The organism is Caballeronia calidae (assembly GCF_900044055.2).
Taxonomy (GTDB): Bacteria; Pseudomonadota; Gammaproteobacteria; order Burkholderiales; family Burkholderiaceae; genus Caballeronia; species Caballeronia calidae.
In genome coordinates, this window is sequence record NZ_FCOX02000004.1 from 206738 (window position 1) to 232418 (window position 25681).

Consider the following 25681-nt stretch of genomic DNA (forward strand, 5'->3'; position numbering starts at 1 on the left):
GATCGACGATGCAGGTTAAACATCATCCGCTCGTCGGCGCGTCGCTCGGCACCGGGCGCGCGATCACGAGCTACCGGTTCGGCCCGGAAGACGGCGATGCGTCGCCCAAGGTCTACATTCAGGCGTCGCTGCACGCGGACGAGCTGCCTGGCATGGTGGTCGCGTGGTATCTGAAGCGGCGCTTCGCGGAACTCGAGGCGGCAGGGCGGCTCGCGGCGCGCGTCGTGCTGGTGCCGGTCGCCAACCCGGCGGGCTTGAATCAGCACTGGTTCGGCACGCAGATGGGCCGCTTCGAGACGGGCTCGGGTCAGGACTTCAACCGGCGCTTTCCCGAAGCCGGGCCCGCACTGGCGCTCTATCTGAAAACCCGCCTGACGGACGACGCCGCGCATAACGCGAGGCTCATCCGCGCCGCGTTGCGCGAGCATTTCGCGGCGCTGCAAGCGGGCAGCGAGCTCGAATCGCAACGCATCGAGCTGTTGAAGCTCGCGTGCGATGCCGATCTCGTCATCGACCTGCATTGCGACTGGGAAGCCGTCGCGCATCTCTATACGACGCCCGACGCATGGCCCCGCATCGAGCCGCTTGCGCGCTATCTCGGCAGCGAGGCGCAATTGCTCGCGGACGTATCGGGCGGCGAGCCGTTCGACGAGGCGTGCGCGTCGGCGTGGCGTTATCTGCGCGGCGCGTTCGGCGAGCGCTTCCCGATTCCGATGGGCCTCACGCCCGTCACGCTGGAATTGCGCGGCGTGCGCGACGTGTCGCACGAGACCGCGGCGCGCGATGCGCAGGCGATCGTCGATTATCTGACGCATATCGGCATGATCGCCGGCGACGCGCCCGAGCCGCCGCCGCTGCGCCATCCCGCGACGCCGCTCGCCGGTTGCGAGTATGTGCATGCGCCGGTGTCGGGCGTGATCCTGCATCGGCGGGAAACCGGCGAGACGGTGCGCGCGGGGGATGTCATCGCGGAAGTGCTCGATCCGCTCGCGGACAAGCTCACACCGCTCATCGCGCAGACGGACGGCGTGCTGTACGCGCGTCACTGGACGCGCTTCGCGACGGCGGGGATGCTAGTCGCGCGCATCGCGGGCGAGCACGCCGCGCGCACGGGCGACCTGCTCGTGCCCTAGCCGCGCCGCGGCGGGTACCATGCATTCAAACCGGCCTCACGTCATGGAGAACAAGAAAACATGCTGAAGAACATCGATCCGCTGCTCAATCCCGACATCCTGCACGCCCTCTGCTCGATGGGCCACGGCGACGAAGTCGTGATCTGCGACGCCAACTTTCCCGCCGACTCCGTCGCGCGCCAGACCGTGCTCGGCCGCGTGCTGCGCCTCGATGGCGTGAGTTCGCCGCGCGCGGTGCAGGCGGTGCTGTCGGTGCTGCCGCTCGATACCTTCGTCGATCATCCCGCCGAGCGCATGGAAGTCGTCGGCGATGCGGCCGCGCTTCCCGTCGTGCAGCGCGAGGCCCAGCGCGAAGTCGACGCCGCCGAGGGCCGCACCGTGCCGTTTGCATCGATCGAACGTTTCGCGTTCTACGAGCGGGCGAAAAAGGCGTATTGCGTGATCGCGACGGGCGAGACGCGCGGCTATGGCTGCTTCGTTTTCAAGAAAGGCGTGCAACTGGCGCCGGACGCGTCGCAGCAAAACTGACCAGCGGACCTAAGGGAATACCCTGTTGCTTTTTTGAGAAGTTGTTGCAATGCAGCGAGAAAGGCGTATAGTCAGGGTTATCCCTTAGCTACTTACCCCGAGAGACGCTCATGAAAACCACCGCACAACAATCCTTGGTCGTTTCGTTCGGTTCCTGGCTGCGCGCGGCAAAGGCTGCGGTGCGTCGCGAGTGGAACCGCGCACTGACGCTGCATCTGCAGAACTGCGAGATCATGGTCGAAGCGTATCGCCGCAAGTAAGCGACAGCATCCCGGTCTCGAGCATCAGGACAACACCCCGGAAGCCTTTGGCTTCCGGGGTGTTGTCGTTTTGGCGAGCTTCAGGCGGCTAAAGCGATGCTTGACATGCAACCAAATGGTTGCATAATGCGTCCATGGATGACGATTCGGTGTTCCGCGCCCTCGCGGATGCGAGCCGCAGGCAGTTGCTCGACCGGCTGCACGCAGAGAACGGCCAGACGCTAGGCGATCTGTGCGACGGCCTTCGCATGACGCGCCAGGCCGTATCGAAGCATCTGGCCGTGCTGGAGGCCGCGAATCTCGTGTCGACGCGGCGTCAGGGCCGCGAGAAGCGTCATTTCCTCAATCCCGTGCCGATCCACGAGATCGCGCAACGCTGGATCAGCAAGTTCGAGCGTCCGCGCCTGGACGCTCTGTCCGACCTGAAACGCACGCTCGAAGGAGACGATCATGGCTAGCGAGACCTTTGTGTATGTCACTTACATCCGCACGACGCCGGAAAAGCTGTGGGATGCGCTGACGACCCCGGAGTTTGTCCGGCAATACTGGTTCGGCATGCATCAGGAGTCGGACTGGCAAGCCGGATCGGCGTGGAAGATGCTGTTTTCCGACGGCCGCGTCGCCGACTCGGGCGAAGTGCTCGAAGCCGAGCCGGGCAGGCGCCTCGTGCTGAAGTGGCGCAACGAATTCCGCGACGATCTGAAGGACGAAGGCTGGTCGAGGTGCACGTACGACATCGAGGCGCTCGACGGAGCCGTCAAGCTCACGGTCACGCACGAGAGCGACGGAAGGAAGTTCATCGAGGCCGTGTCGGGCGGCTGGCCGAAGATTCTCTCGAATCTCAAGTCGCTGCTGGAGACGGGTGCCGTCGCGCTGGCGACGAAGTAGTCCTGCAAGAAAGAGAAACGGCGCGCTGCCCGTAAGGACAGCGCGCCGTTTTCATTTCAGGCGATGCAGCGGCCGATCAGATCGCCCAGCCGCCGAGATAGAACACGGCGAGCACGACCGCGATCGCCACCGTGCCGACGTTCAGCTTGCGCCATTCGCCCGCCACGATGCGGCCGATCACGAGCGTGGTGAAGCCGAGCATGATGCCCGTCACGATGTTCGCCGACAGCACGATATACACCGCGCAGACGAGGCCCGACATCGTGTCGACGGTGTCGTCGAAATGCAGCTTGCTGACGTTGCCGAGCATCAGCAGGCCGACGTACATCAGCGCGGGCGCCGTCGCGTAGGAAGGCACGAGCGCGGCGAGCGGCGAGAGGAACATCACCACGAGGAAGAGTACGCCGACGACCGTTGCCGCCAGGCCCGTCTTCGCGCCCGCCGCCACGCCCACCGACGATTCGATATACGCCGCCGCCGGCGCGCCGCCGAAGCAGGCCGAGAAGATCGAGCTGAGTGAATCCGCGGTCAGCGCGCGGCCGCCGTTGACGATGCGCCCGTTTTTATCGATCTGGCCCGCCTGGCCGGCCACGGCGCGGATCGTGCCGGTCGCGTCGAACACGGCGGTCATCACGAGAGCGAGGACGCTCGGCAGCACGGCCATCGAGAGCGCGCCCTTGATGTCCATCGCGCCGATCAGCGACGAATGCCCCGGCGCCGACAGCGACGGCAGCGCGAACACGCCATGAAAGCGCACCGACGGATCGAAGATCAGGCCGATCACCGACAGGCCGATCACGACGAGCAGGATGCCGCCAGGCACGCGCCGGCGCTCCAGACCGAAGATCGCGGCGAGGCCGAGCACCGACATCAGCACGGGAAACGCGGTGATATGCCCGAGCGACACCGGCATGCCGGGCGCGGGATTCTTGATGATGAGGCCGACATCGTTCGACGCGATCAGCAGCAGGAACAGGCCGATGCCGATGCCCGTGCCGTGCGCGACGCCCGTCGGCAGATTGCGCAGGATCCACGAGCGCACGCCGGTGACGGAGATCGCGGTGAACACGACGCCCATCAGGAACACCGCGCCGAGCGCGATGGCGGGCGTGAGCCCCTTGCCGAGCACGAGACCGAAGGCCGTGAACGCGGTCAGCGAGATCGCGCAGCCGATCGCGATCGGCAGGCGCGCCCACACGCCCATCAGCAGCGAGCCGAACGCGGTCGTGAGACACACGGCGACGAACACCGCGCTCGTGTCGAAGCCCGCCTTGCCGAGCATGCCCGGCACGACGAACACGGAATAGACCATCGCGAGGAACGTCGTGATGCCCGCGACGACTTCGCGCTTCTGGGTGCTGCCGGTTTGCGAAATGCCGAAATAGCGATCGAGAAAACCGCCGCCGGCGGTCTGAACGCTTTCTTCACGCTCTGAAGTGGTGATGTCGATGTCGCCAAGCTGCTGGGCGGAGGATTCCAACATGAGCTGCTCCTTTATCAGCACGCTGAAACGGAAATCCGTGCGCTGCGTGTGGAACACGCCCGGCACTGCGGGTCCGTCATCAGGGTCGTCTCGTCTGTAGTTCTGGATGATGCCGAGTGACGGGCTCTCGCGGCTGCACTCGGTCAGGACAGAGACTAGGGGAACAGAACGCAGGGTCCAATCCCATGAAAAACATGCCGGTCATGCCAAGGGGCTTATATGCCGCGAATGCCCCATGAAACGGGGCTCTTGCAAGACCGGAAAACGGCCGGACTAGGGCAAACGCCTAGTCCGGCCAGGGCCGCTATTTTACCCGCTCGCCGTTGTGCGGCGCACTACTGCGTTACTGGATCACGCGCGATACGCCGCGTCCGCGCGGGTCGGACATCGGTTGGGGTTTGTCGCCGTCGATGCGGATCGCCTGGATGTCGCCGTTGAAGCCCTGCATCGTGAACTTGTAGCCCTTCGCTTCGAGCTGCTTCACGACTTCGGGATCGAGCTGGTGAAACGGCTCCTGATAGATCGTGTCGGGCGGCAACAGCTGATGATGAAAGCGCGTCGCGCCCACGGCTTCGGGCAGCGGCATGCCGAAGTCGTACACGTTCGTGATGACCTGGAAGATCGACGTGAAGATGCGCGAACCGCCCGGCGTGCCGATCACCATCGCGACCTTGTCGTCCTTCGTGAGGATGGTCGGCGTCATCGACGAAAGCGGGCGCTTCTTCGGCGCGATGGCGTTCGCATCGCTGCCGACGACGCCGAACATGTTCGGCACGCCCGGCTTCGACGCGAAGTCGTCCATTTCGTCATTGAGCACGACGCCCGTACCTTCCGCGATCACGCCCGCGCCGAAGTAGCCGTTGATCGTGTACGTGTTCGACACCGCGTTGCCCCATTTGTCGACGACCGAAAAATGCGTCGTCTCCGCCTTCTCCGGCATCGACGTGCCGAGGCCCGGCTGGACGCTCTTCGTGTCCGAAGGCGTATCGGGATTCACCTCCTGCGCGCGCTTCAGGATGTAGTCGTCGTTGATGAGCTGCGCGACCGGCACCTTGTAGAAGTCCGGATCGCCGAGATACTGCGCGCGATCCGCGAACACGCGCTTCTCGATCTCCGACACGAGATGGATGTACTGCGCCGAATCGAGCGGCACGTCGGTGAATTTGTCCTTGAGATCGGCCTTCATCTTCAGCAACTGCACGAGGCCGACGCCGCCCGAGCTCGGCGGCGGCGCGGTGATCACGCGATAGCCGTTCCAGCTCGCGGTGATCGGCTGGCGCCACACGGCCTTGTAGTCCTTCAGATCGCGCTTCGTGATGAGGCCGTGGCCTTCCATCGACTTCGCGATGAGATCGGCCGTGTCGCCTTCATAGAAGCCCTTCGCGCCTTTGTCGGAAATGCGTTGCAACGTCGTTGCGAGATCCGGCTGCCTGAACACTTCGCCCGCCTTCATGCTGCCGAAATAGAGGTCGAAGTTGGTTTTGCCGGCGAAATCCTTCGATGCCCGGTCGCGGCGCGCGATCAGCTGATCGTCGACGGTGAAGCCGTCCTGCGCATACTTGATCGCGGGCGCGAGCACCTGCTTCCATTTCAGCTTGCCGAAGCGCTTTTGCGCTTCCCACATGCCGTCGACGGTGCCGGGCACGCCCACCGCGCGATGCCCGTAGAGGCTCATGCCCTTGATGACCTCGCCCTTGTCGTCGAGATACATGTTGCGCGTGGCGGACATCGGCGCGCGCTCGCGATAATCGAGGAAGTACGGACGATGATCGACGTAGAGCGTCATGAATCCGCCGCCGCCGATATTGCCCGCTTCCGGATACGTGACGGCGAGCGTGAAGGCGATCGCGACGGCCGCATCGACCGCGTTGCCGCCTTGCTTGAAGATCTGCTCGGCGGTGTCGGCGGCGTATTTATCGGCGACCGCGACGGCCGACGCGGTCAGTACTTGCGGCTGATTCTCCGCGGTTTTCGCATACGCCGGCGCGGTCTCGACGAATCCCGCCGTGATGAGCGCGGACGCGACGATCGCGCCGAGCGCGAGCGAGCGCAACCGCGGTGTTTGTTTCAAAAGCATCTCCTGCGATCTCCTTTGTTACGTGCGACGAAAGACTAGACGCTTGTATATACCACGACGAGCGCCGCGCGCCAGTTGACGCGGCGCAGCGATCAGGGCATCAGCTGACCGCCGTTCACGTCGATGATCTGCCCGGTCACGTAGCGCGACATCGCTTCCGATGCGAGATACAGGAACGCGCCGCTGCAATCGTCCGGTTCGCCGATGAAGCCCATCGGAATGGATTTGCGGAAGGATTCGAGCTGCTCGGGCGACGTGAAGCGCTCCTGGAACGGCGTCTGGATCACGCCCGGCGCGACGGCATTCACGCGGATGCGGTCCGGCATCAGCTCCTTCGCCATGCCTTTGGTGATCGTGCTGACGAAGCCTTTGGACGCCGCGTAGAGCAGCGCGCCCGGCCCGCCGCCGTTGCGCGCCGCGACCGATGTCACGTTGATGATCGAGCCGCCGCCGCCCGAGCGCAGCGACGGCAGCGCCGCGCGCGTGAACGCGACGACCGAGCGCGCGTTGATGTGCATGATTTCGTCGAAGAGCTCGTCGCTCGCGGAGGCGATCGGCTCGCGCTTCACGAGGCTGCCCGCGTTGTTGATGAGCACGTCGATCTTGCCGAAGGTATCGACGACCTGCGCGACGGCGGCGTCGATGGCCTTCGAATCGCGCACGTCCGCGCCGACGGTGATCGACGTGACGCCGAGTGCGCGCACGTCCTTCGCGACTTCCTCGGCCTTGTCCTTCGAGCTGTTGTAGTGCACCGCGACATTCGCGCCGTATTGCGCGAACGCGCGCGCCGCCGCCGCGCCGATGCCCGTGCTCGCGCCGGTGATGAGAATCGACTTGCCTTTCAGATCGTGCATGAGTGCTCCGTATGGGAAGGGGTTTGAAGCGTTTGCCACAAACGAGAGTATGAAGCGAAGCGGGAAAGTGCGTTCGGCGGCGAGGGCGCCGGGAAGTGCGCGACAGCATGCCCGAGACACGGGGACGGATCAAGGCCGGGCACCATCGGCGGCGCGTGCGTGTCGAAGAAGGCGCGGGCAGGGCGCCCGCAACATTTCCGAGGAGACAGACATGGCATCGAAAGTCGATCCGATTCCGGAAGACCGTCGCGGCGTGATTCCGTACATGGCGGTGGCGGGCTGCGCCAGCGCCATCGACTTCTATACGAAGGTGTTCGGCGCGACCGAAACGTTCCGCATCGAGCAGCCGGACGGGCGCGTCGGTCACGCGGAGTTGGAGATCGGCGGGAACGTGATCTACCTGTGCGACGAGTTCCCGGACTACGGCACGGTCGGCCCGCTCTCGGTCGGCGGCACGCCGGTGATGCTGCATCTCTATGTGAAGGACGTCGACGCGGTCGCGCAACGCGCCGTCGACGAAGGCGCGACCGTCCTGCGCCCGGTCGAGGACCAGTTCTACGGCGACCGCGGCGGCAAGCTGCGCGATCCGTTCGGGCACGTATGGTGGATCGCCACGCACATCGAGGATGTGTCGCCCGAGGACATGCGCGAGCGCGCGCGCAAGCTGTTCGGCGGCTGATGCGCGCGAGGCGCGTCAGTCCGCCGCCAGCGGCGCTTCCTCGGATTCGGACGCTTCGAACGAATAGTGCTCGACGACGCGCTTCACCGAGCTGCGGAACGCCGCGACGAGATCCGAGCGGATGCCGCTGCTCGGATACGACAGCGCGTACTCGTATTCGGAGTATGCATCGAGAACGGAGCCTTTCTGCGTAAGGGTTTGCGGGGTGCGTTAAAAATTCGTCTAATAGATTACCAAAATCAGCCAGTCTTTTGGGGGAGCTGAACCTCGACCCAATGCTGTCCCCGGACGTCAATGTAGAGCTCGGTCATGGCTTTGGAACTATGCCCCAAAAGCGCCTGCGCGAACTTCTCGCCATTCTGCTCCGCGTGCAGTCGGGCGGTCAGAGACCGGATCTCGTGAAAGGTGGTAGGCGTGAGCCCTTCCGGGGTCTCTATTTCATTCTCCTGCGTAGCCTTCTCCCGTGCCGCGATGAACGCCCCGTTCAACGTTTCGTAGCTCACCGGCTTGCCCCGCATCGAGGAGTATCGCCCATCGCAGAAGTGGATCAGATGTCGGCTCACGACATTGTCCCGGCACTGCGAGATGGCCCCGGCAACGGAATGCTCGCCCAGTGCAACATCGAGCGGGATTTTTATCTTCGTCTTCCCGTTCTTCTTAAGCTGATCCACCCACAGGAAGCCGTCGCGCACGTCGTCGAAGCGCATCTTCCTTACGTCGCTCACGCGTTGCCCGGTGAGAAGGGCTAGCAGCAGCGCGTTCTTGAGCCACTGCTGGTCGGCTCTCTTATAGATGGCCCAAAAATCGTCTTTCGTCATTCGCGCGCGTTTGACTTCCGTTTTCGGCTTGAGCACGGATTCGACCGGGTTCCGGCCGGCCTCGACTAATCCGTGCGTGATCGCGTCGCGGAAGATGTCCTTCAGACGCGTGCGAATGTTAGTCGCTTGAGTTGGACCACGCGATCGCTCCGCTTCCTTGATTAGGTCAGCCGCATCCTTGGGCGTGAACTGGTCGATCGGTTTGCTTGCGCGCGCATCATCACGAATTGCTTTAATCTGCGATTTGTAATTTTTAACGGTGTTTGGCTTGCGGTCCTTGGTGTACTCATTCTGATAGTCAACACAATGCTCGGCCAGGGTCTTCTTGCCATCGCCGGTCAGCGCGAGCAGATTTTGCTCATCCAGATTCCGAGCAATTTCCAAATTCGCTCGCTTGACCTTCTTGATTGCCGCTTCTAGATCTCTACCGAGGCCAGCCGATTTCCCCGTCAGTGGGTTCTTGAACCAGAGGTAGCCATTGCTATTTTGGTAGAGATTATTAGGCCAGGTTCGACGGGTAGCCTGTCGTTTGCGCGCGTTCACATCGTCCTCTCAAGCAGGTCGCATTCTGACGGGACATATTCCGCCTTCGGGTCTACGAAATAAGTTCGGCCGATCTTTTTCGGCTGCGGCGAAATGCGGCCATCGTGGACCCATCGAAGCAGCGTGCTAGGGTGAAACGTGTTTTCGCCGAAAACTATCACTGCCCATTCAGACAGCGGAATCAATCGCGGCATGATGCATCCCCTCGATTTGCGTTCGATGTTGTTTGCTACTCGTCCTGCTCATCGCCGCACCAGTCGCAATCGGATGCTGGCGCAATGCCGTGGCGGCAGGTTTTTGGCTCGTCGTCGTATGCGGCGTCCGGCTCGTCCCAGTCGTCATCTTGTTCTTCGATCATTGGATATTCCTCTCTTTGCTCGGCTCATTGATGAGCGCACGAATCGTCCTGGCGAGGCTTGCTGCGCAGTCCATGTGCTGCATCAACTCGATCAGCCGAGCTCTCTCAACAACCAGATCGCATTGATACGCCGCGAGCTCATACGCCTCGCGCTCGATCGCTTTGGCGAAGCCTCGGTAGTTGAAGTCCTCGAAGGTGTCATGCATCGAATAGCGGCGGCACGTGAATTCTGCCTTGAGCGCGTGGATCTTTTCTGTAGTTAGCATGGGGCGTCCTCGTTGCTAGACGCGGCTCAGAGCGCGTATGGCGTCGGCACACTCCGACATGGACTTCATCGCGCAGCTGCATCGTGTCGGCGAATGGCGTTGGATTTCCAAGACCGCTTCCAGCGCCCGTTCTAGTGCTTGGTGCTCGAAGTGCTTATCTAAGCCGCGTTGCGCCATCAGGCGTTCGACCATTCGTTTGTCGATGATGGTTCGTGGGGCGACACCGCTTCTGCGTGCGGCTTGCCACCCGATCCATCGGTTGTTCAGCCACTCCAGGTAAGTGCCGTCCTCGTATGTCGCATGCTCCAGCGCCTTCTTCGTAAGTTTCAACGAGAGCATTGCAGTCTCGAAGGCTTTACGCTCATCCATGAATTTGCTTAGTTCTTCGTCGGTCACTTTCCGCTCTCCTTTGCCAGTTCGCCAGCGAAGTTGAACAGGTCGTCATCGCAGTGAAACGACCAGCCCTTTTCTTCGCTCCATCCGTCGCCGTGTTCTTCGGCCAGCGCCATAACGCGCGTCCAGTCGATGTTGTCGGGCAGGTGCGCAGCCGATTCGCCACCGCCAAAAGCCATCTGTGCTTTCTGCCATCGATTCGGCTCGTTACTCGCCCCGGCTGCGTCGATAGCAGGGGAAGCGGTATTCTCGTCGCACGCGAAATTGGCCCATTCTTCAGCCATCGCATCGGGAAGATAGCCCTTGTTTTCCGCTCGTTCGAGCGCGGCAATCAGCGCATCGAAGTGTTCATTGACTCGCACCAGCTTCCATCCTTGCGGCTTCGTCCCCGCTGTGTCGGAGAAGTCTTTCCCGGTGAGTTCCTTGAACCGCTGCTCGAATACGGGCAAACAGCGCTTGGCGGCATCAATGTCTTGCGCGCTAACTTCCCCCGCTGTGTCGGCGATCACTGGGGCGGATGCGGCGGCTTCGATGGCACCAATTGCCGCGTCTGCGATCTCAGCTACGCGCGAGTCATCCTCGGCCACAAGCGAGAAGTCGTCAGCGCTCATCGTGCCGTAGCCCCATGCGCGCCATACGCGCAAGCAGTCGTAGGCATCGCCCAAGGCTTCAGCTACCGCGTCGCATACTGCTTGGCGTTGCTCGTCGGTCAGTTCCATTCTCTTTCTCCAATCTCTCTCGCTATGGCGGTTACGAGGCGGCGAACAAATCGCCGATCGCCTTGCGCGCGCGGCGTGTCTCGCGTGCGGTCCGCGCGTGATGCTCGGCGTCATAACCGAGATGACATCTCTGGCACCAGCAGCGCAGGTTGCTGAGATCACAGTTTTCCGGAACATGGTCAAGATGCGCTGTAGTGAGCACTACCTTGCTGCCGGTCTCAGGATGCGGCTGTCCGTTCTCGGCGCGGCAATCAGGCCACTTCGGCGAGCCCTCGCAGCAGTTGCCAGATCGCTCTCGTACGGCAGCAACAATAGCCTTCCAGTTGGCTGGATAACGGGTTCGGTTTTCAGGCTTGATCGGCATGGCTGTCTCCAAATAGATCGCCCTGAAGCTTGCCCTTGCTCGACTCCGAAAGGTGCGCCGGGCAGAAGTGTGCATCGGTGCCGACCTGGTGCGCGTGCACGGCACACAGGTGCCGATCGCAGGTCTTTCCGGTCTTCGTGCGAAAGTCGCATTGAAACCCGCTTGGCACGCTGCATCAGTCGACGGAGCAGCGCTGCACACGCTTGCGACCTCGCGTGCAGACGATTCCGGATATGCCGCCGGGGAGGCGGAAGGGCGTACAGGGCATGGCATCATCTCTTCTTGTAGGTCTTCGTGAATGCAACGTCTACGGCATGGCCGCGAGCGCGGATGACGTTCGCGAGTTGCGCGCGGTCATAGTGACTGGCCGTCGCCTGCCGTAACAGACCGAAATAGGAGTTACCGACTTCTAGCAGCTCGGTTGCTGGCGTGCATGCGACGCGTCGCAGGGCTTCGTTCCGCGTCCGCTTCCGCGTCGCACGGTGCCACGGCTTGATGACTTGCCCGACAAAATCGACGCCGCGCGCGACTGGCTGCAGGATCGTCTTGCGCGGATTGATCCGCACGCCAAGATGCGCCGGCAGGAACGCTGTCACGTCCTCTAGGATCTCGTTCAAGCGTGCCGCTGACTCATCGAGGAACAGAAAATCGTCGACGTATCGGATGTAGTGCCGCACACCGAGAATGTGCTTCGCGCGCTGGTCGAGTACGTCGAGATAGACATTCGCAAAGAACTGGCTCGACAGGTTTCCGATCGGCAAGCCGAGATGCGCAGGCTGTCCGATCAGGCGTTTGTGAGACGGCACGCGTTCCATCATCGCCGGGGCACCTCGGTAGACGAAGTCGGCCCGTGGATCGTGCATCAGCACGAGCTCGGTCAGACTGCGCCAGAAGGGCTCGCGGATCTTCGAGAGAAGCAGATCCAACACAATTCGTTTGTCGATGCTGACGAAGAAGTTCGCGAGGTCGCATTTCAGGTAATACGCTGGGCGCGACCAGTTTTGCGTAATCGATCGAACTTTCGCTTCGAGGCGCCGCGCTGCGTAGAGCGTCCCGCGACCCTTGATGCACGCGCACGAATCGGCGATGAACGATCGCTCGAAGAACGGTCCGATGCGGTTGTACAGCAGGTGATGCACGATGCGGTCGCGAAATTCCGCCGCCCACACTTCGCGCGGCTTCGGTCTCGTGATGACGAAGCAGATCGAGCCGCCAGGGCGATACCTTCCATCGGCTAGCTCGTCGTGCAGTTCGCGCAAATTGCGTTCGAGGTTCATTTCGAAGGAGAGCGCGGCATTGCTGTTGCGCTTCGTGCGCCGACAGTCGAGATAAGCCTCGACGAGGTCGGCGAACGTAAAACCATCTTTCCAATCTGCGGACGGCGCGGGCGCGGAACTCATTGTTCTGTTCGTTGTAGTTCTGGTTGCCGTTGTTGAAGTTCTGATACCAAGCCCAGCCGGATGTATCGTGCTATCTACATCGCCCGGCCGATCGCTCGGCCGGGAAACTGCGCCGGACCGTGCCGCACTCCGGCGGTCGGTATCCGTGATGCGCATGGCGGTGGCCTCGTGAGCCAGCGGCACGACCAGATTGAAAGATCGCTCAGCCATGGAAGCCTTGGCCTCCACGGTGCGGGCGACTTGCGGCGTTTTTCCAGCCGTTGGCCTGCTTCCCGATGCTCGTCGTCTGCTCGATCGCACCGGCGTAAGCCGGGCGGGCGATCAAGCGCTTGTCCATGCCAAGCCGAAGAAGCAACTCGATAACCTGTAGGCGCTCGATCAGCTCATTGAGATGAGGCGACTTGTCGGTCGCGACGTTGGCGCGGAACACCAGCACCATGATCTCGATGCATTCCGCGCTGATCTTCTCGCCGATGGAGCGCTTGAAGTCGCGGGGCATGTTCTTGACTAGGTCGGTCACGACATCGAGCAGCGTATATGCCGCTCGATAAATGGGCAGTTGGGTATGCAGTGCCACGGCGTTTTAAATGATCAAATTACTGAAGGGATAAAACCTGCGGACGGCGCGGGCGCGGAACTCATTGCTCTGCCCGTCGTAGTACTGGCGGCCGTAGGTGAAGTGCTGATACCAAGCCCAGCCGGAGTTTTCCTCGTGCTGTTGGCCCGACCAGTACCAGGCGCCTTCGAACTCCTCCTTCAGGTTGGCGAACAGGAGCGATTGCTCGCGGCGCGTCGGCAGTTCACCGCCTTGCTCAGCGGCCCATTCACCGGCACGCTTCCATTCGGCGTCTTCGATCTCGCCAGGCAGCAAGATCAGGTGGTAGTCCGCTTCGCGTTCATCGCCGAGCACGAGACCGGCGTAGCGCTCACCGGGCGCAAGGGGAATCTTGACGCCTGCAACAACGTATTCCGTCGCTTTCGGTTGTTTCTTGAACTCTTCGATCATGGCGCTGATACGCGCATGCTCGCTCTGGATTACTTCAAGCGTGATCGTCATTGCGATGCTCCGTTGAAAATTGATGAAGGGTTAAATCGACAATCTGCGGACGGCGCGGGCGCGGAACTCACTGTACTGTTCGTCGTAGGTCTGGTCGCCGTAGGCGAAGGTCTGACACCAAGCCCAGCCGGCATAATCTGGATCATCATCCGATGTATTTGACCAATACGCACGCTTCTGAAACTGATCACGATGATTCGCCCAGAGCATGGCCTGCTCAACGCGTGTCGGCAGATCGCCGCCGATACTCTTCGCCCATTCCACCTGCGCTTGCCAGGTGGCGGCATCGTTATCGCCGGGCAGCAGAATGACGTGGTGAAAATCGCCATTCTTATCGCCGATCACGCCAACATAGATTTCGCCTTCCACGAGCGGCGGCAGTTGAATTTGTTGCATCGTTTCTCCTTGGATGATGAAGGCCGGACGTCGCGCCGGCCCCCGGTCAGATGGCTTACGAGATGAAGGGCTCGCCGAAGAAGAACGGAGCTCCCGTCTTATCCTTGATCGTCGCAATCACGGTCGAAGACGCCGCTTCGAGGATCTTGTCGGTGCGCACGAGCTCATACCAAAAATTGAGCTTTCCGTCGCGCACGCGATATCTCAGGCGGGCGTCGACCTGATAGGGATCACCGCTCCAGAAGACGGGAATTCCGATAGCGAAGCGCTCGAACACAGCCATCTTCTGCAGTGTTTGCGCGTCATCATCTTGAACGAACGAGAGATTGACGCCGCCATTCGAGAGGCGGATGGCGCTCTTGAAGCGCATGTCTTGGGTGGCTTCGAAGGAAAGCGCCATTTCGAGCATGGCGGAGCCAGTAGGAAGCCCTGAACCTTCGACGCTCGCGATGTCGCGCAGGTTGTCTTCAATGAACGAAGCGAAGTCGGTTTGGCTCATCGGCTTCTTGTGAAATCCTGTCCAACGATTCCACTCTTCGCTGAAGGCCGGCGAGAAATGCACCAGGTGATCACGCCATGCCGCTTTATCGGCGTCTTCGCCATGATCGTTCACGATGCCAGTGAACGCGATCCTGCCCTGCGTATAGTCGGCGAGGCACCAGACGGTGGAATCGGTCAGCGAACCGTGGCGCTTCATGTACTCGATGAAGCTTTCGGTGTCGCGCACGCGAACCTTCGCGTACTTCCGCAGCGGCGTCGGCAGGAGCTTCGAATCATCCTTCTCTTCGAGATGCCAACCAGGCGGCAGTGCGATTCGGGTCTTCGCGGCGTCCTTGTTCGAACCGATGTCTATCGGTTGCTTGATCTCGCGAGCCAGAGTTTCTGCGAAGTTGTCGTGTTCAGTGAGTTCCATGGCGATGGAAGTTCCTTTTTGTTTGAGAGAGGTTTAGGACGCCGTCTTGAGCGCGACGGGTGGTGCGTCTGAAGCGCTTTCGACACGCTTCAAATCAAGCTTTTGCTGGCGTGGATCGTCCGCTAGGAGGTTTCCATCGGGCGTGGCGAATAGCATCGCCTCCATAGGCTCGTCGGCGGGTTTCTTGAGTGTCGTCTTGCCTGTGACGAGCATCGCGCCGCCTCGCGTAGCCTTCTTTACGGTCACTTCGATGACGAGCTTTCCCGTACCGCCGTTCTCGTCGATGGCGCGCACCAGGTCATTCATTTGATCGCTCGCGGTGTCGATCAGTGTTCCGCCGCCAATCAGGCGAAGGGTGTCGGTGATAGGTCTTGCTGACATGGTGTCTCCTAGGGTTATTTCTGTATCCGCGCGTGAACCACGCGCATGATTTCGATCTTGTCTTCCGGCATCGGAATAACTGGCGCGCCGTGCAGTGCCGCGAAGTACGGATCCAGCGACCGGCGTTCTTGCGCCGACATTTCCGCGTCTTCAATCGCGGACAGCATCCTGAAGAGGGGTGGTGTAACGGTCATGCGGTACTTGTCTCAAGAATCGCTGTTTGGATGTGCTCAATCAGTGCCGCGCAGATATGCGGGAATATCTCCTCGTGATAGAGCTTGGCGGACTTGTCTGTCGCTGCAGGGGCGAAGCCGAGAGTTGTGAGGCCATCGGCGGTGACCATGACAGGTGCCAGGCGCTCGTTGATCTGGCCGAGGCGCAACGTCGGTGCACCGGACGGGGTGACGTTCGCTTTAACTCCAGTCCCTACGAATCCACTCCGTGTGGCCACAGCCGGAGATGCAGCTCCAGAAACCGTAGAAGCTGTTGAACCAGACGCGGCCTCCGCAGAGGCAACTACGTTTTTTGCAGCAGCCTCGTCCGCCTTGCGCTTCGCCTCGCGCTCGTCCTCCTGCCGTTTGTGCTCCGCAATGCGCGTCGTCACTGCCAGCTTGAAGTCGTCGATCGGCTTCTGGATCAGCGGCTGCAGATCGCGGAATAGGAACATGTGCTCGACGGCGATCTCCTTGTACCAATCGAGCTTGGCGCGCAGGTCGCGCGCTGCCTCGTCGGCGGCGATCTTGCCATTGGCCAATGCGGTGTCGACCGCATCATGCAGGCTCGCGAGTGTGCGCTTGTTCTTCGCTGCCGCGACGAAGTCAGGTGCTAGCACCACGATAGAGACGATGTGCAGCTCGTCATTCAACGCTGCGACGTGATCGGCATACGCCTTCCGGCCGTCCGCGATGACTCCGGCCTTGATCTCGTCCTTCCGCTTCGTGACCAGCTTGTCGAGGCTCAGGCGCTTGTCGCGCAGTTGTGCCTTGATGAAATCGACGGTACGCATCAATTCGTCGATGCTCGACGTCTGCGCGAGCGCGGCGTTCTTCGCGACTTCTAGATCCTTCTCGGCGGCCTCGCAGAACTTGACCGTCGCTTCCGCATCGGCGAAGTCCTGATCGGTTTCGAGCGTTGTCTTGATTCCCGCGATGAAGCGCTCGGCGGCGCTGCGGAACGCCGGCAGGTTGCTGGTGACGACTTCGCCGCGGATCTGCACCGCGAGTGCGGGCAGCGCCATGATCGCGTCGGCCTGAGGCTTGTCGGCGAGCTCGTGCGGCTGATACACCGCAAGGTCGCGCTCGAACTGATTCCAGCCCGAAGTGATGCGATCGAACCATGCCAAGTTGGGCTCGATCTCGATGTGCTCGAGATTTTCGCGCGTGCCGTCCGAGACGACGAAGATGACCTTTTGTGCGCCGGTCACGAGCATGATCTGCTGGCACTGGGGCTGATACTCATCGGGCAGCACGCCCGAGCGCACGGCGTGAGCGAGATCCGTGTTCCATTGCTTATGCTCGAACGCGAGCTCGTCGTCGATCGTCAGCCCATCGCACGAGGCGGAGAGGGTGCCGAGCGAGCAGGTGACCGGGTAGAGATCCTGCCCGAGCATTTCTTCGACGATCGGCCGGGCCAGCGCTTCGACCTCGTGACCGTAGTCGAGGATGTTTTTCTGCACCCAGTCCGAGAACTCCTGCGGCGTTGCCGTGTGCTTCATGTGCAGCAACTCGTTGCGCTTGATCTTCGTGGAAAGGCCAAGCATCGCGGCGGCTTCGCTCGCGCCGAAGCGCGTCAGGCGAAATTGCCGCCATTCGTCTGAGCCCTGCGCCAGGTCGTGGGTTTCGCGTTTAGTCATTCTCATGCCCCCATGAATCGATGGTCATCTTTTGATCGTCGGTGAGCCGCGTCTTGGTCTCGATCATCTTGACCAGATCGGCTGCTGTCTTTTTCTTTTCGAGAACAAGCTTTCGCCAGCCTGGCGTCTTCTGTTTGAACTCGTCGTCAGAGCAGATAGCAGGCGCCGCGCGGGTTTCAGTAGCGGGTGCATTGCCGCTCTCGCCGGAGCTTGATCCGGTTCCGGACTGTTCCGCCTTGTTCTCCATGACCTGTTTCCAGGTCGCCTCGCCATCCTTGATCGCGCCATAGATGCCGCGCAGATCAACGAGCTCAGTGGGCGAGCAGGTGTCTAGCGAGTGCCCGAGGTAGGCCGTCAAATCCGCTGCTTTCACACCTATCTCTGCGAACGCGTCGGCGATACGCTTTCGCTCGGCGGCAGGGTCTTTTGCAGCTTCATCTTTACGAACCGCCTTGATGATCTCCTCAGCTTCGTCCTGCAAATCGCCGGGGATGATGCGCAGGCCGAGCGTGCGCATGGCCTTCGAGATCTGCGCGCCGCGCTTGTTGAGGAGATCGTCTTCGTTGGCCGGGACGGTATAGGACAGATTCCCGTAGCTGTTCTTGCGCACGGAAATGTATGTTCCGTCGTCCATCGGCTTTGAGCGCTCGACCGTCTTCGATACGCGGACATCAAGCGGGTACGTAAGGTTCGATTCGAGGTCCGTAACGCTGACGCGGTGAACCTCCTTCGAGTCGTCCTCGAAGATCATCGTCGTCTCGATTAACACATTCTTCATGCAACGGAGCGCGACTTCGACAAAGCGAATGCCGAGACCTTCAACACCTTTCCCGATCGGCTTTTTGTACCAGGCGCTTTTATTGTTAGCGAAGGTCGGACGCTTGCATTCAGCCATCAAGTCTTGGCGGACCTGATCCCAGTTTCGCGGGTTGCGCATTGCCATGATGTAGCGAGCCTCGACCATCGCCTTCGACTGGGCTGCGATGGCGGTTGACGCGGTTTCCACCAGGGCGGTTGTCGTTTCTTGCGCGCCGAACTCCTGACGCACGGAAAGTGCTGTTGACATATGACCTCAGAAAATTGGTTCGTCGGGGTGCCAAAGCACGACGCGCTTCATGTCGTCGATGTAGCGCAGATCCGTGGCCTTGAGCACGTAGAACTTGGCGTTGCGAGCTGCCCGGGCGAGACGCTCCGCTTCTGCGATCGCGCCCGCTTCCGATGTGTGACGATAGGACGGCGGGGCGCTTCCCGTCGGGCACCACACCAGCCAGAAGATCTCGTCGCGTTCCATCATTCCGACTCCACCGGCGCCGGCATCTTCTCGATGCACGCATACGGGAAGCGTTCCTTGAACGGCTTGATATGGCGGTAGAAGTGACTCCCAACGGACTCGGCTTCCTTCAGCGCCTTGAAATTCGACTCGGTGAAGTTCGAGTAGTGGTAGAGCGACGTCGGTGCGCCGGTCGCGCGATCCTTGAAGCGGATCGCGAGCGTCTCTGTCGCGGAATCCCAGCCATAACTATGTATTTGCGAAGAGTGAACTTCATCCATCCCGATGACGGGTGCTGTGGCAGTCATGTCTTTCCTTTGTGGTTTGTGATTAGAAGACGCCGCGAAAGATCGAAAACAGAGGCACGGCGAACACAGCGATAGCGATGAAGAGATAGATGCCAATGCTCATGCGATCCTCGAAAGAGTCATGCACAGCGCCATCCGGTTGTTCAACTCGGCGTCATATCCCTTGATCTCGCCCGTCAGATTTCGTGTGATAAGCCGCTGCGGGATCTCGAACTCGCCGTGGGCGATGACTGTCGGTGCTGTGGGATGCTCGACGAAGTACAGGTAGGGCGCGCGTTGATTTTCAGATTCACGCTTGCGAAGGATCTTTCCCTCGTCGACCATCTGGAATACCTTCCTACGTACGATCTCCCGCCGAAGTTCGAGGAGAGACGCGAGGCCGGTGACTGTGAGCTTATCGCCCGAGATCAAGCGACTCAGGATCATTTCATCGGTGATTTCAACAACGGGGCGGCTCATCGTGCGACTCCAAGTGGTATTGATGACTTGTTAGCGATGCACAGCACTGCGACTGCTGCGAGGACCATCAGAAGAAGCGTCAGGCGAGGGCGCTTGCAGTAGAACGCATCTAAACCTCGGGTCATGCGGTTGACTAGCGCGATCATTCTGAAAGCTTTTTGGTTACACCCTTGATGGTGAATCTCGCAGCGATTTCACACTCGGAATTCATCTCGACGCCTATGAAATAGGCAAGTGAATCTATGACGCACTGAATTTCATGCCCGCCAGGGTTGCTGTTTTCTACCAGCAGGCGCACAGATTCGGAGAGGTTTTGCTTATGGATGTCCATGCTCATGACGTGACTCCGTAGAGGAAAACAGCAAGCAATGCGACTATGCTGAGCCCACACGCGACGCAGTGGACCGTGATGACCCTGCACGCGCAGGTCAGATCTGAATCAGTGATTTCGGGCTTCATGACGCACCTGCGTCTTGCGCCTAGATGCGGAGCGTTTCAGTTGCGCGGCGCTTCGCTATCGCCTCGATTGCATCCGTGAAAGCGGCTTCTAGTCGATATGCGAAATGACGAGGGTCGCATTCGATCTGCGACATGACGGCGATCTTTCGTGCCTCAGGTAGCTCGGTGAGTTCTTCGAGCACGTCATCGAAGGTGACTTCCTTCGCTGCGGCTTCCTTGGCGTCCTCGAAGGCCCATTGCGCGTCATCCGCCTCAGCCTTAACTTGGCTCGTCGCATAGTCAGCGAGGCTCATCGTCTTTGCGAGGATCATGACTATCCTCACTGAAGGCAGATGCTGTTCAGGTCCACCGTGCGTCGAAAGACACACCGGTTCTGCCACGGGATGAAGCTACATTCGAGATATGCATTGGCTCCGACGTATATCCAATGGCTGATTCGATTCATGCACATGGCAACCCTCACAGTGGTTCGGCTTGCGCCGCGCGCCGGGTGACGCTGTGAGATGTATATTAGCAGCGCTGTTTTGCATGTCAAGAGCAGTGCTGTTATTTTTTGTACGACGTCCCGCTCTCGAAAGGCGGGACGCGGGATGGGAAGACGCAAAATAGCCCGCACGAAGCGGGCTATTGAGAAGTCGGAAGAGGCCGGACTACATGGCCATTGGCTTCACCGAAGTGGGACGAATCGACCGTTCGGATACATGCAGTGTTCGGCGACTTGATTGGCCAGCGCTTCGCCTCCGGCGTTCGCAAACCCGGGATCGAAGTACACATTGTTGATCGCAGTCTTAACGAAACGATCTGAGAACCCTTCCGATTTCGTCCAAGCAAGTCCTTGTCGTGCCATTTGGGGAGAATTTCCTGAGTCTCTCGAAGATGCGGCTTGCCGGTAGATTGCACCTTCGAGCATGCAAATATTCATGACGTCCCGTTCCGACGGGCCTTTCTTAGAGTTTTCTCCCATTTGGGCCATCCAGGTTTGGCAATCTTTATTGGTTGACCAAAACGAGGTTGAGTGGCCGACGATATCGACCCCAGAACACTCGACGTCCGTAATTTTGGTTCGCTTTTTGGATGCTGTTCGAGGCAACTTCGGCGTCGCGTCCCAAGTCTCTAGATCGATTTGCGTAAATTTACGCCGTACGTTTTGCGTAGCTTGCGGCTGGTCTTTTACCCAAGTAGCCATCGATTGATTGGATCCGGATGGCCGGAGAGACAATGTACCGGGTTCTAGATGTCCGTCTTTGAATTCCATAGTTCCGCCGCAAGAGATAACGTCGGGCGGATTTGGGGAGTGAGATGCGATTCCCCAAAAAGCGACCGCCGTTGTTTGATCGCTTTTTGTTTCCGGAGAACTCTCGTTATAAGACTTTGCCATGTACGCCTGGCTCTGCGGGTCGGTACATATCTGATTGTCAGATACGGCCTGCTTTGCCGGTAAAGCACAAGCATCCAGGAGTGCCACCACTAAAATTGCGATCAAAAGCATGCGCGTTTCATAGTCTATGGTCCATTGCGAGTCTGATGAGCTGGTCAGCAAGATATATCACGGGGGCCAGAAGGAAAAGGGCGTTCCGACCATCCGCGTGCGACAGCCCATACGACAGGTTTCCGGTTCGGTCTAAATCAACGTAGACGCGAGCGGTTTCAGACTCATCGTTCTTTTTCTGTACAGGCCGGCGGAGGAAACGTCGTTTTTTGGTCCTGCTGTATTCGCCAAAATCCACGACATTACCCGGTTCCGGTATTTCCCCGTTTGGATGACCGTCCATGATTTAGATCGACTTTTTGAGTATGGTGCTGGTCGCCTCGGACGGGCGCGCGCATACCAGCGCGAATCATCCACGCAAGTGCGTTGAGCAGCTCATCAGATAGGCCCTCTTCAGCAACCGCCTGCATTATTTGTCGCTTCAGTTCTTCAGCGGAGGCCGTAATGTTATTTTTTACGCCCTCATCCGGTAAGGATGTATTGGGGTTTCCTTCCCCTATAGAACCCTGACTAACCGCCGTTAACCTTGACCCTTCGTCTCCAAAAAATTGCGTCATCAGCCGCGGACTCACATCCATCGGCTTTGCACCAAGCACGCCGCATAGCCGCAGCATAGCTTCGAGATTCAGTGCGATCTTTCCGAGCAGATACTGGCTCACTGCGCTCTGGCCGCCGATACCGGCTTCCTTGCCGAGCCATTCCTGGGACACGCCAGGGTTCCGCGTTTTGAAATCCTCCCAGATCGCTGCAAGGCGGCGAGCTTCCTCAAGCTCTTCGGGGGTCGGTGGACGACGTTCGATGGATTTCTTCATGGTCACATTTTATTAGCGTTGCTTTTTCCGTTGTTTCCTCCTTGAACAGCACTGCTGTTTTTGCTAGAGTAGCAGCAGTGCTAATGTGAGAGGACGCGATGCGACTCGATGAATATTTGAAGGACCAGAAGCTCTCTCAGGCCGCGCTGGCAGCGCTGCTCCAACCGCCGGTGACGCAATCACTCGTCAGCCAATGGATACGCGGGATGGTGCGCATGAACTTGGATCAGGCGGTTCAGATCGAGGAAATCTCGAACGGCGCCGTGACGCCGCGGGATCTGGCTGAGATGTTCGTGCCCGATGCACGGGTCAATCGATCCCAGCCGGCACTGCCGGAAGCCGAGCCTAGTCAGGAGGCGGCGTGAGCACTGCTGACGAAGAATGCGTCCGCAACTGGCTCCGCGATGTGCTCGCGGAGCGCGACCGCATGATTCGCGGGTTACGTCGTGGACGATTGCCGATGCGACTGGGACGTCTCCGGCGGATGCCTTCTCTATCGCACCGTCGACTAGGAAAGATTCGCCGCCGGAGACTGCCGCTATGAATAGGCTTCGTGAACTTATTGGACGGAACCTGGCTTGGTTAGCTGTTCGAGTGGCGTATCCAGAGCTTTTTCGAGGGCTTTCAGCCCGCGAAGGAAGTTTTGTGTTGCTGCCGGCGATAAGGTCATCCGAACAGAACCGCCGCCCGGCATGGCCGGAGAAACCCGATTTGACGTTATGTGCAGCTCCCCTGTACTGGGGTCTAGATCGACCTGCAAAGGCTGATCGAGATAGAAGCTGAGGTTGTATTGCGCAATCGACTGGTCGTTGTCGTCCATAGGAGCTTCCTTTTATGAAGGAGTTGATGTTGAAGCAGCGCTTTGTGAGCGCTGCTGCCCTGGCAGGCGACAGCGATTCTGACATGGTTGGAAGCTCCTCCCTTTAACCCGTGGTTGACAGTGGCCGAATCATATCGAGCACGTCATTCCGGCTCATTGATAGTTTCTGGAATCGGAAGGAATGGAAACGAATACCTGGGAATCGGCGGACGCCGAAGTGCCGTCATCGATCATCGTGGAGCGCTTGCTTTACGTCTGCGCGGACAAGCGACGTAAGCATGATTTCGCCGAGGTGATGGGGTGGTCTGTCGACATGGTGGACAAGGTTCGGCAGGGGACGACTGGCGTGCCGGTCAACAAGCTTGCCACGTTCATGGCGGCGCTCGAATTGGTCACCTTTACGATTGGTTACGCGGACTATCTCGCTCGCGGGAACGTCATTGGATCGAACTGCCATTGCGCTCGCATGAACATGGGCGAGTGCGGCCGGAGATAGCCATGGACGCCGACCTTCTCACGTTCGGTATGTTCGCGCTCATCGTGGCCGCGTGTGCTGTTTGCTGGAGGGCGCATGACTGATCTCCCGAATCCGCTCACTCCAGCGGACTGCGATCTGCGAGACTTCGGATTTATGCAGATCGACGTCAAGCGCCTTTTAAGTTCCGAGACATGGGTGTTGGGAACAGGCGAGGAGCGAGCAGCAGCCGTCGCTCTTTGGCTTGAAAGCTGGCATCAGGTACCCGCCGGAAGCCTGCCCGAAAACGATCGAATGCTCGATCACCTGTCCCAATCGAAGAAATGGAAGTCAGTCAAAGCGCATGTCATGCGCGGCTGGCTCAAATGTAGCGATGGTCGCTTCTACCATCAGGTTGTCGCTGAGAAGGCACTGGAAGCATGGATCGAGAAGCTGCTCAACCGTTTCTCCGGGGCTGTCGGAAACGCTACGCGATGGAATGTCGAGACCGACACTGGACCGTTGCGCGCGCGCTTGATTGAGGCTGTGAATCTTCTCACCGAGATCGCCCCCCGATCAAAAACTCTCACCAAAAAACGGGTATTGCAAATCCTTAAGGGATCGCCTAGCGATCCAAAAGACCATCCACCAGAGCGGCCATATTCGTCGCCCCCAGAATCGCCCCCCGATGAAATTCCACCTCCATCGAATTCGCGCCACGAATCGCCTCCCGATCGCAAGGGAGAGGGAGAGGGAGAATTTAAAACCATAGGTTCTAACAACGGCAGCGGACCACCTCGCGCGCGCGACGAAAATGCGCCGCTCGCCGCCGCCGAAATTTCGGATGCCCTTGTCGCTTGGGAGCGGGATCGAGGGAAGGTGGCGCGGAACATCACACCCGCCCAGGAGCAGGTGCTCGAGCTCGCCGCGCTGGACGTGACTGCTGCCGAGCTGCGCAAGGCATACGACGCGGCGGTCGCTGATCGCGATGCCACCGGCGATCCGAGCCCGATCAACCCCGGGTTCGTGCGCACGTTCGTCGAGAAGCACCGCCGGCCTGAGCGCCCTAAGCGGGATCCGCCCATCCCGTTGAATTCGATGACCGACATCCAGCTCAACGCGTTAGGCAAGGAGCTCGGAATTGGTGAGTCGCGGATTGGTGAGTATCGTCCGCAATTCATCGCTCGAATTCTGCAAAAACAAGACGAAATCCGAGGGAGGATCGCATGACCATCGCAACCCCAGACGCAATGGGCGTCGTCTTCGTGGTCGTATGGACGGCCTTGTGCTTTGGAGCTATGGCGGCTCTTTCGATGAGGGGATTGTGATGGTCAAGGTCGGTCAGATTTGGCGAGAAGTCGATCGACGGTTCAGTCGTCACGTTCGGATTGAAGCCGTTGGCGAGGGCTTTGGGAAAGCGTTGATCTGCACGATCAACCCGGAAACAGGGCAGAAATGCGGTCCATTCACCCAGGCGCGTCTTTCGCGCTTCAACGGCAAGAGCGGCGGCTACACGATAGTTCTGGAGGCCGCGCGACGGGATGAATCGATGAAACCGCACATCTACCTCTCGAGCGAGAAATGGCACGTCTACGCGCCTCCGGACCAGGGCTTCGGCTTCATCTTCATGCGCAACGCGTTCTCGTACGCGAAGGGCATTTGGAAGCGGAGGACTAAGCAATGCTGATTGGACGCTATGGGAAAAGGCACTTCGTATGAATCTGACCGAACTGAGACGCAACGCTCGTCTCGCTGCCGTCAAAAGTGGGACAGACGGCTGGGGACAACATGGATCTTCGATGGAACATGTGCGATACAGCGAGCAGCTTGAGAAGCGTCGTGGGCGCCGAAAGCTCTGCTGGTGTGGGTGCGGAAACCGTCGCACACATCGCGGAATGGCAAACGGCATAGCGCTGACTAGCGCATGCGAACTTGGCATCGCTCGATGGGTGAAGACCGGGAGTGTGCGTCCATGAACGTCCTCCAGCTCACCGACGAGCCCACTACCACTCCGTTCGTGCGTTCGTGCCAGCTCCCGCGCGAGCAAGAGTTCCGCCGATTCGTGGCCGATTACGTCGTGCCATCGCGCGATGTGAGCGTCGATGAAGCGGCTCAGTTCATCAAGCTTTGCGTGGGCATCGACTCGCGCAACGCGCTGAAGACCGATCGCGGCGCGCAGCAGCGCTTCCACGAATTTTTGATGAAGCCGTTCATCGCGTGGCGCGCGCGGCAGACAGAGACCGCGTAA

38 protein-coding genes are annotated in these 25681 nt (G+C 59.9%); 11 read left to right on the forward strand and 27 right to left on the reverse strand.

Annotated elements, in window-relative coordinates:
• Positions 1–8 precede the first annotated feature (8 nt).
• The 5 genes from AWB78_RS06285 (at position 9) to AWB78_RS06300 (ending at position 2809) form a co-directional block, all read left to right on the forward strand.
• Entirely contained in the window at positions 9–1133 is a 1125-nt protein-coding gene (locus AWB78_RS06285; protein ID WP_062603278.1) for a succinylglutamate desuccinylase/aspartoacylase family protein, read from the forward strand.
• A 60-nt stretch (positions 1134–1193) separates the two neighbouring features.
• On the forward strand, positions 1194–1661 hold the full coding sequence (locus tag AWB78_RS06290; RefSeq protein ID WP_062603279.1) for an RbsD/FucU family protein: 468 nt from the start codon (positions 1194–1196) through the stop codon (positions 1659–1661).
• A gap of 110 nt (positions 1662–1771) precedes the next feature.
• A complete protein-coding gene (locus AWB78_RS46315; RefSeq protein ID WP_157697420.1) occupies positions 1772–1921 on the forward strand; it encodes a hypothetical protein in 150 nt (49 codons plus the stop codon).
• Between the two features lie 134 nt (positions 1922–2055).
• The gene (locus AWB78_RS06295; protein WP_062603281.1) at positions 2056–2379 is read left to right on the forward strand and encodes an ArsR/SmtB family transcription factor; all 324 of its coding nucleotides are present in this window, start codon (positions 2056–2058) and stop codon (positions 2377–2379) included.
• A complete protein-coding gene (locus AWB78_RS06300) occupies positions 2372–2809 on the forward strand; it encodes an SRPBCC family protein (protein WP_062603283.1) in 438 nt (145 codons plus the stop codon). The genes AWB78_RS06295 and AWB78_RS06300 overlap by 8 nt, the downstream gene beginning before the upstream one ends.
• Positions 2810–2885: 76 nt before the next feature.
• Here the strand turns inward: AWB78_RS06300 and AWB78_RS06305 are convergent, their stop codons facing one another.
• From AWB78_RS06305 to AWB78_RS06315, 3 genes are all read right to left on the reverse strand, one after another.
• On the reverse strand, positions 2886–4292 hold the full coding sequence (locus AWB78_RS06305) for an NCS2 family permease (RefSeq protein WP_062603530.1): 1407 nt from the start codon (positions 4290–4292) through the stop codon (positions 2886–2888).
• Positions 4293–4635: 343 nt separating this feature from the next.
• Positions 4636–6369, reverse strand: coding sequence for a gamma-glutamyltransferase (ggt, locus tag AWB78_RS06310; protein ID WP_062603285.1), 1734 nt, complete (start codon positions 6367–6369; stop codon positions 4636–4638).
• Positions 6370–6461: 92 nt separating this feature from the next.
• The gene (locus AWB78_RS06315; protein WP_062603286.1) at positions 6462–7223 is read right to left on the reverse strand and encodes an SDR family NAD(P)-dependent oxidoreductase; all 762 of its coding nucleotides are present in this window, start codon (positions 7221–7223) and stop codon (positions 6462–6464) included.
• A 211-nt stretch (positions 7224–7434) separates the two neighbouring features.
• On the opposite strand from AWB78_RS06315, the gene AWB78_RS06320 reads away from it, so the two are divergent.
• Positions 7435–7902: a VOC family protein gene (locus AWB78_RS06320; protein WP_062603288.1), complete on the forward strand. Its 468-nt coding sequence runs from the start codon at positions 7435–7437 to the stop codon at positions 7900–7902.
• 239 nt (positions 7903–8141) lie between these two features.
• Here AWB78_RS06320 and AWB78_RS06325 read toward each other — a convergent pair whose 3' ends face one another.
• The 23 genes from AWB78_RS06325 to AWB78_RS06420 form a co-directional block, all read right to left on the reverse strand.
• On the reverse strand, positions 8142–9263 hold the full coding sequence (locus tag AWB78_RS06325; RefSeq protein WP_062603290.1) for a tyrosine-type recombinase/integrase: 1122 nt from the start codon (positions 9261–9263) through the stop codon (positions 8142–8144).
• Positions 9260–9457, reverse strand: coding sequence for an excisionase (locus AWB78_RS06330; RefSeq protein WP_062603295.1), 198 nt, complete (start codon positions 9455–9457; stop codon positions 9260–9262). Before AWB78_RS06330 ends, AWB78_RS06325 begins: the two co-directional genes overlap by 4 nt.
• Positions 9458–9492: 35 nt before the next feature.
• Positions 9493–9621: a hypothetical protein gene (locus tag AWB78_RS49290; protein WP_269768921.1), complete on the reverse strand. Its 129-nt coding sequence runs from the start codon at positions 9619–9621 to the stop codon at positions 9493–9495.
• A complete protein-coding gene (locus tag AWB78_RS06335; protein WP_198399225.1) occupies positions 9618–9827 on the reverse strand; it encodes a hypothetical protein in 210 nt (69 codons plus the stop codon). Before AWB78_RS06335 ends, AWB78_RS49290 begins: the two co-directional genes overlap by 4 nt.
• 75 nt (positions 9828–9902) lie before the next feature.
• The gene (locus AWB78_RS06340; protein ID WP_062603298.1) at positions 9903–10283 is read right to left on the reverse strand and encodes a hypothetical protein; all 381 of its coding nucleotides are present in this window, start codon (positions 10281–10283) and stop codon (positions 9903–9905) included.
• Positions 10280–10999, reverse strand: coding sequence for a hypothetical protein (locus AWB78_RS06345; protein WP_062603300.1), 720 nt, complete (start codon positions 10997–10999; stop codon positions 10280–10282). Before AWB78_RS06345 ends, AWB78_RS06340 begins: the two co-directional genes overlap by 4 nt.
• 31 nt (positions 11000–11030) lie before the next feature.
• Positions 11031–11363, reverse strand: coding sequence for a hypothetical protein (locus AWB78_RS43265; protein WP_074173392.1), 333 nt, complete (start codon positions 11361–11363; stop codon positions 11031–11033).
• Between the two features lie 272 nt (positions 11364–11635).
• Positions 11636–12991, reverse strand: a complete 1356-nt coding sequence (locus AWB78_RS06350; RefSeq protein ID WP_445344263.1) for an RNA-directed DNA polymerase — start codon at positions 12989–12991, stop codon at positions 11636–11638.
• A complete protein-coding gene (locus AWB78_RS06355; protein WP_062603302.1) occupies positions 12966–13340 on the reverse strand; it encodes a four helix bundle protein in 375 nt (124 codons plus the stop codon). The genes AWB78_RS06350 and AWB78_RS06355 overlap by 26 nt, the downstream gene beginning before the upstream one ends.
• Positions 13341–13346: 6 nt before the next feature.
• Positions 13347–13820 (reverse strand): Lcl C-terminal domain-containing protein, encoded by a 474-nt coding sequence (locus AWB78_RS06360; protein WP_062603303.1) that lies wholly within the window; start codon positions 13818–13820, stop codon positions 13347–13349.
• Between the two features lie 30 nt (positions 13821–13850).
• Positions 13851–14216 (reverse strand): Lcl C-terminal domain-containing protein, encoded by a 366-nt coding sequence (locus AWB78_RS06365; RefSeq protein ID WP_062603305.1) that lies wholly within the window; start codon positions 14214–14216, stop codon positions 13851–13853.
• Between the two features lie 55 nt (positions 14217–14271).
• The gene (locus tag AWB78_RS06370; RefSeq protein WP_062603307.1) at positions 14272–15129 is read right to left on the reverse strand and encodes a DUF2303 family protein; all 858 of its coding nucleotides are present in this window, start codon (positions 15127–15129) and stop codon (positions 14272–14274) included.
• A gap of 33 nt (positions 15130–15162) precedes the next feature.
• Complete coding sequence (locus AWB78_RS06375) at positions 15163–15510, reverse strand: YfdP family phage-associated protein (protein ID WP_062603309.1); 348 nt, start codon at positions 15508–15510, stop codon at positions 15163–15165.
• Between the two features lie 14 nt (positions 15511–15524).
• Positions 15525–15650, reverse strand: coding sequence for a hypothetical protein (locus AWB78_RS49295; protein WP_269768922.1), 126 nt, complete (start codon positions 15648–15650; stop codon positions 15525–15527).
• A 50-nt stretch (positions 15651–15700) separates the two neighbouring features.
• Entirely contained in the window at positions 15701–17362 is a 1662-nt protein-coding gene (locus tag AWB78_RS06385; protein WP_062603313.1) for a YqaJ viral recombinase family protein, read from the reverse strand.
• Entirely contained in the window at positions 17355–18428 is a 1074-nt protein-coding gene (locus AWB78_RS06390) for a hypothetical protein (protein ID WP_062603315.1), read from the reverse strand. The genes AWB78_RS06385 and AWB78_RS06390 overlap by 8 nt, the downstream gene beginning before the upstream one ends.
• Before the next feature lie 6 nt (positions 18429–18434).
• A complete protein-coding gene (locus tag AWB78_RS06395; RefSeq protein ID WP_062603317.1) occupies positions 18435–18656 on the reverse strand; it encodes a hypothetical protein in 222 nt (73 codons plus the stop codon).
• Complete coding sequence (locus tag AWB78_RS06400; protein WP_062603319.1) at positions 18653–18940, reverse strand: KTSC domain-containing protein; 288 nt, start codon at positions 18938–18940, stop codon at positions 18653–18655. The genes AWB78_RS06395 and AWB78_RS06400 overlap by 4 nt, the downstream gene beginning before the upstream one ends.
• 99 nt (positions 18941–19039) lie before the next feature.
• Complete coding sequence (locus tag AWB78_RS06405; protein ID WP_062603322.1) at positions 19040–19399, reverse strand: hypothetical protein; 360 nt, start codon at positions 19397–19399, stop codon at positions 19040–19042.
• A gap of 142 nt (positions 19400–19541) precedes the next feature.
• On the reverse strand, positions 19542–19736 hold the full coding sequence (locus AWB78_RS06410) for a hypothetical protein (RefSeq protein WP_062603324.1): 195 nt from the start codon (positions 19734–19736) through the stop codon (positions 19542–19544).
• A gap of 142 nt (positions 19737–19878) precedes the next feature.
• Complete coding sequence (locus AWB78_RS06415; protein WP_157697421.1) at positions 19879–20238, reverse strand: hypothetical protein; 360 nt, start codon at positions 20236–20238, stop codon at positions 19879–19881.
• 287 nt (positions 20239–20525) lie between these two features.
• Positions 20526–21347, reverse strand: coding sequence for a hypothetical protein (locus tag AWB78_RS46320; RefSeq protein WP_157697422.1), 822 nt, complete (start codon positions 21345–21347; stop codon positions 20526–20528).
• 242 nt (positions 21348–21589) lie between these two features.
• A complete protein-coding gene (locus AWB78_RS06420) occupies positions 21590–22159 on the reverse strand; it encodes a helix-turn-helix domain-containing protein (protein ID WP_062603328.1) in 570 nt (189 codons plus the stop codon).
• Between the two features lie 98 nt (positions 22160–22257).
• Here AWB78_RS06420 and AWB78_RS06425 point away from each other — a divergent pair, with 98 nt between their 5' ends.
• Positions 22258–22524 (forward strand): helix-turn-helix domain-containing protein, encoded by a 267-nt coding sequence (locus AWB78_RS06425; RefSeq protein WP_062603330.1) that lies wholly within the window; start codon positions 22258–22260, stop codon positions 22522–22524.
• A gap of 194 nt (positions 22525–22718) precedes the next feature.
• Here the strand turns inward: AWB78_RS06425 and AWB78_RS06430 are convergent, their stop codons facing one another.
• Positions 22719–22979, reverse strand: a complete 261-nt coding sequence (locus tag AWB78_RS06430; protein ID WP_062603332.1) for a hypothetical protein — start codon at positions 22977–22979, stop codon at positions 22719–22721.
• A 181-nt stretch (positions 22980–23160) separates the two neighbouring features.
• On the opposite strand from AWB78_RS06430, the gene AWB78_RS06435 reads away from it, so the two are divergent.
• The 4 genes from AWB78_RS06435 to AWB78_RS06450 all read left to right on the forward strand — a co-directional run bounded on the left by AWB78_RS06435 (position 23161) and on the right by AWB78_RS06450 (position 25681).
• Positions 23161–23475 carry a hypothetical protein gene (locus tag AWB78_RS06435; RefSeq protein ID WP_062603334.1) on the forward strand — a complete coding sequence of 105 codons (315 nt, stop codon included), beginning with the start codon at positions 23161–23163 and terminating at the stop codon, positions 23473–23475.
• Positions 23476–23550: 75 nt separating this feature from the next.
• Positions 23551–24663, forward strand: a complete 1113-nt coding sequence (locus tag AWB78_RS43275; RefSeq protein WP_074173394.1) for a DUF1376 domain-containing protein — start codon at positions 23551–23553, stop codon at positions 24661–24663.
• A gap of 43 nt (positions 24664–24706) precedes the next feature.
• The gene (locus AWB78_RS06445; protein ID WP_062603337.1) at positions 24707–25120 is read left to right on the forward strand and encodes a hypothetical protein; all 414 of its coding nucleotides are present in this window, start codon (positions 24707–24709) and stop codon (positions 25118–25120) included.
• Positions 25121–25405: 285 nt separating this feature from the next.
• Positions 25406–25681: a hypothetical protein gene (locus tag AWB78_RS06450; protein ID WP_062603339.1), complete on the forward strand. Its 276-nt coding sequence runs from the start codon at positions 25406–25408 to the stop codon at positions 25679–25681.

Excerpts from the sequence above, each read along its gene's own strand:
- AWB78_RS06420 (WP_062603328.1), bottom strand. The coding sequence starts at position 22,159 with ATGAAGAAATCCATCGAACGTCGTCCACCGACCCCCGAAGAGCTTGAG.
- AWB78_RS46320 (WP_157697422.1), bottom strand. The coding sequence starts at position 21,347 with ATGCTTTTGATCGCAATTTTAGTGGTGGCACTCCTGGATGCTTGTGCT.
- AWB78_RS43275 (WP_074173394.1), top strand. The coding sequence starts at position 23,551 with ATGACTGATCTCCCGAATCCGCTCACTCCAGCGGACTGCGATCTGCGA.
- AWB78_RS06320 (WP_062603288.1), top strand. The coding sequence starts at position 7,435 with ATGGCATCGAAAGTCGATCCGATTCCGGAAGACCGTCGCGGCGTGATT.
- AWB78_RS49295 (WP_269768922.1), bottom strand. The coding sequence starts at position 15,650 with ATGTCGGCGCAAGAACGCCGGTCGCTGGATCCGTACTTCGCGGCACTG.
- AWB78_RS06390 (WP_062603315.1), bottom strand. The coding sequence starts at position 18,428 with ATGTCAACAGCACTTTCCGTGCGTCAGGAGTTCGGCGCGCAAGAAACG.
- AWB78_RS06430 (WP_062603332.1), bottom strand. The coding sequence starts at position 22,979 with ATGGACGACAACGACCAGTCGATTGCGCAATACAACCTCAGCTTCTAT.
- AWB78_RS06285 (WP_062603278.1), top strand. The coding sequence starts at position 9 with ATGCAGGTTAAACATCATCCGCTCGTCGGCGCGTCGCTCGGCACCGGG.
- AWB78_RS06345 (WP_062603300.1), bottom strand. The coding sequence starts at position 10,999 with ATGGAACTGACCGACGAGCAACGCCAAGCAGTATGCGACGCGGTAGCT.
- AWB78_RS06300 (WP_062603283.1), top strand. The coding sequence starts at position 2,372 with ATGGCTAGCGAGACCTTTGTGTATGTCACTTACATCCGCACGACGCCG.
- AWB78_RS06305 (WP_062603530.1), bottom strand. The coding sequence starts at position 4,292 with ATGTTGGAATCCTCCGCCCAGCAGCTTGGCGACATCGACATCACCACT.
- AWB78_RS06405 (WP_062603322.1), bottom strand. The coding sequence starts at position 19,399 with ATGAGCCGCCCCGTTGTTGAAATCACCGATGAAATGATCCTGAGTCGC.
- AWB78_RS06375 (WP_062603309.1), bottom strand. The coding sequence starts at position 15,510 with ATGTCAGCAAGACCTATCACCGACACCCTTCGCCTGATTGGCGGCGGA.
- AWB78_RS06370 (WP_062603307.1), bottom strand. The coding sequence starts at position 15,129 with ATGGAACTCACTGAACACGACAACTTCGCAGAAACTCTGGCTCGCGAG.
- AWB78_RS06335 (WP_198399225.1), bottom strand. The coding sequence starts at position 9,827 with ATGCATGACACCTTCGAGGACTTCAACTACCGAGGCTTCGCCAAAGCG.
- AWB78_RS06290 (WP_062603279.1), top strand. The coding sequence starts at position 1,194 with ATGCTGAAGAACATCGATCCGCTGCTCAATCCCGACATCCTGCACGCC.
- ggt (WP_062603285.1), bottom strand. The coding sequence starts at position 6,369 with ATGCTTTTGAAACAAACACCGCGGTTGCGCTCGCTCGCGCTCGGCGCG.
- AWB78_RS06395 (WP_062603317.1), bottom strand. The coding sequence starts at position 18,656 with ATGATGGAACGCGACGAGATCTTCTGGCTGGTGTGGTGCCCGACGGGA.
- AWB78_RS06385 (WP_062603313.1), bottom strand. The coding sequence starts at position 17,362 with ATGACTAAACGCGAAACCCACGACCTGGCGCAGGGCTCAGACGAATGG.
- AWB78_RS46315 (WP_157697420.1), top strand. The coding sequence starts at position 1,772 with ATGAAAACCACCGCACAACAATCCTTGGTCGTTTCGTTCGGTTCCTGG.
- AWB78_RS06450 (WP_062603339.1), top strand. The coding sequence starts at position 25,406 with ATGAACGTCCTCCAGCTCACCGACGAGCCCACTACCACTCCGTTCGTG.
- AWB78_RS06365 (WP_062603305.1), bottom strand. The coding sequence starts at position 14,216 with ATGCAACAAATTCAACTGCCGCCGCTCGTGGAAGGCGAAATCTATGTT.
- AWB78_RS06425 (WP_062603330.1), top strand. The coding sequence starts at position 22,258 with ATGCGACTCGATGAATATTTGAAGGACCAGAAGCTCTCTCAGGCCGCG.
- AWB78_RS06360 (WP_062603303.1), bottom strand. The coding sequence starts at position 13,820 with ATGACGATCACGCTTGAAGTAATCCAGAGCGAGCATGCGCGTATCAGC.
- AWB78_RS06400 (WP_062603319.1), bottom strand. The coding sequence starts at position 18,940 with ATGACTGCCACAGCACCCGTCATCGGGATGGATGAAGTTCACTCTTCG.
- AWB78_RS06330 (WP_062603295.1), bottom strand. The coding sequence starts at position 9,457 with ATGCCGCGATTGATTCCGCTGTCTGAATGGGCAGTGATAGTTTTCGGC.
- AWB78_RS06435 (WP_062603334.1), top strand. The coding sequence starts at position 23,161 with ATGGAAACGAATACCTGGGAATCGGCGGACGCCGAAGTGCCGTCATCG.
- AWB78_RS43265 (WP_074173392.1), bottom strand. The coding sequence starts at position 11,363 with ATGCCGATCAAGCCTGAAAACCGAACCCGTTATCCAGCCAACTGGAAG.
- AWB78_RS06315 (WP_062603286.1), bottom strand. The coding sequence starts at position 7,223 with ATGCACGATCTGAAAGGCAAGTCGATTCTCATCACCGGCGCGAGCACG.
- AWB78_RS06410 (WP_062603324.1), bottom strand. The coding sequence starts at position 19,736 with ATGAGCATGGACATCCATAAGCAAAACCTCTCCGAATCTGTGCGCCTG.
- AWB78_RS06295 (WP_062603281.1), top strand. The coding sequence starts at position 2,056 with ATGGATGACGATTCGGTGTTCCGCGCCCTCGCGGATGCGAGCCGCAGG.
- AWB78_RS06445 (WP_062603337.1), top strand. The coding sequence starts at position 24,707 with ATGGACGGCCTTGTGCTTTGGAGCTATGGCGGCTCTTTCGATGAGGGG.
- AWB78_RS49290 (WP_269768921.1), bottom strand. The coding sequence starts at position 9,621 with ATGATCGAAGAACAAGATGACGACTGGGACGAGCCGGACGCCGCATAC.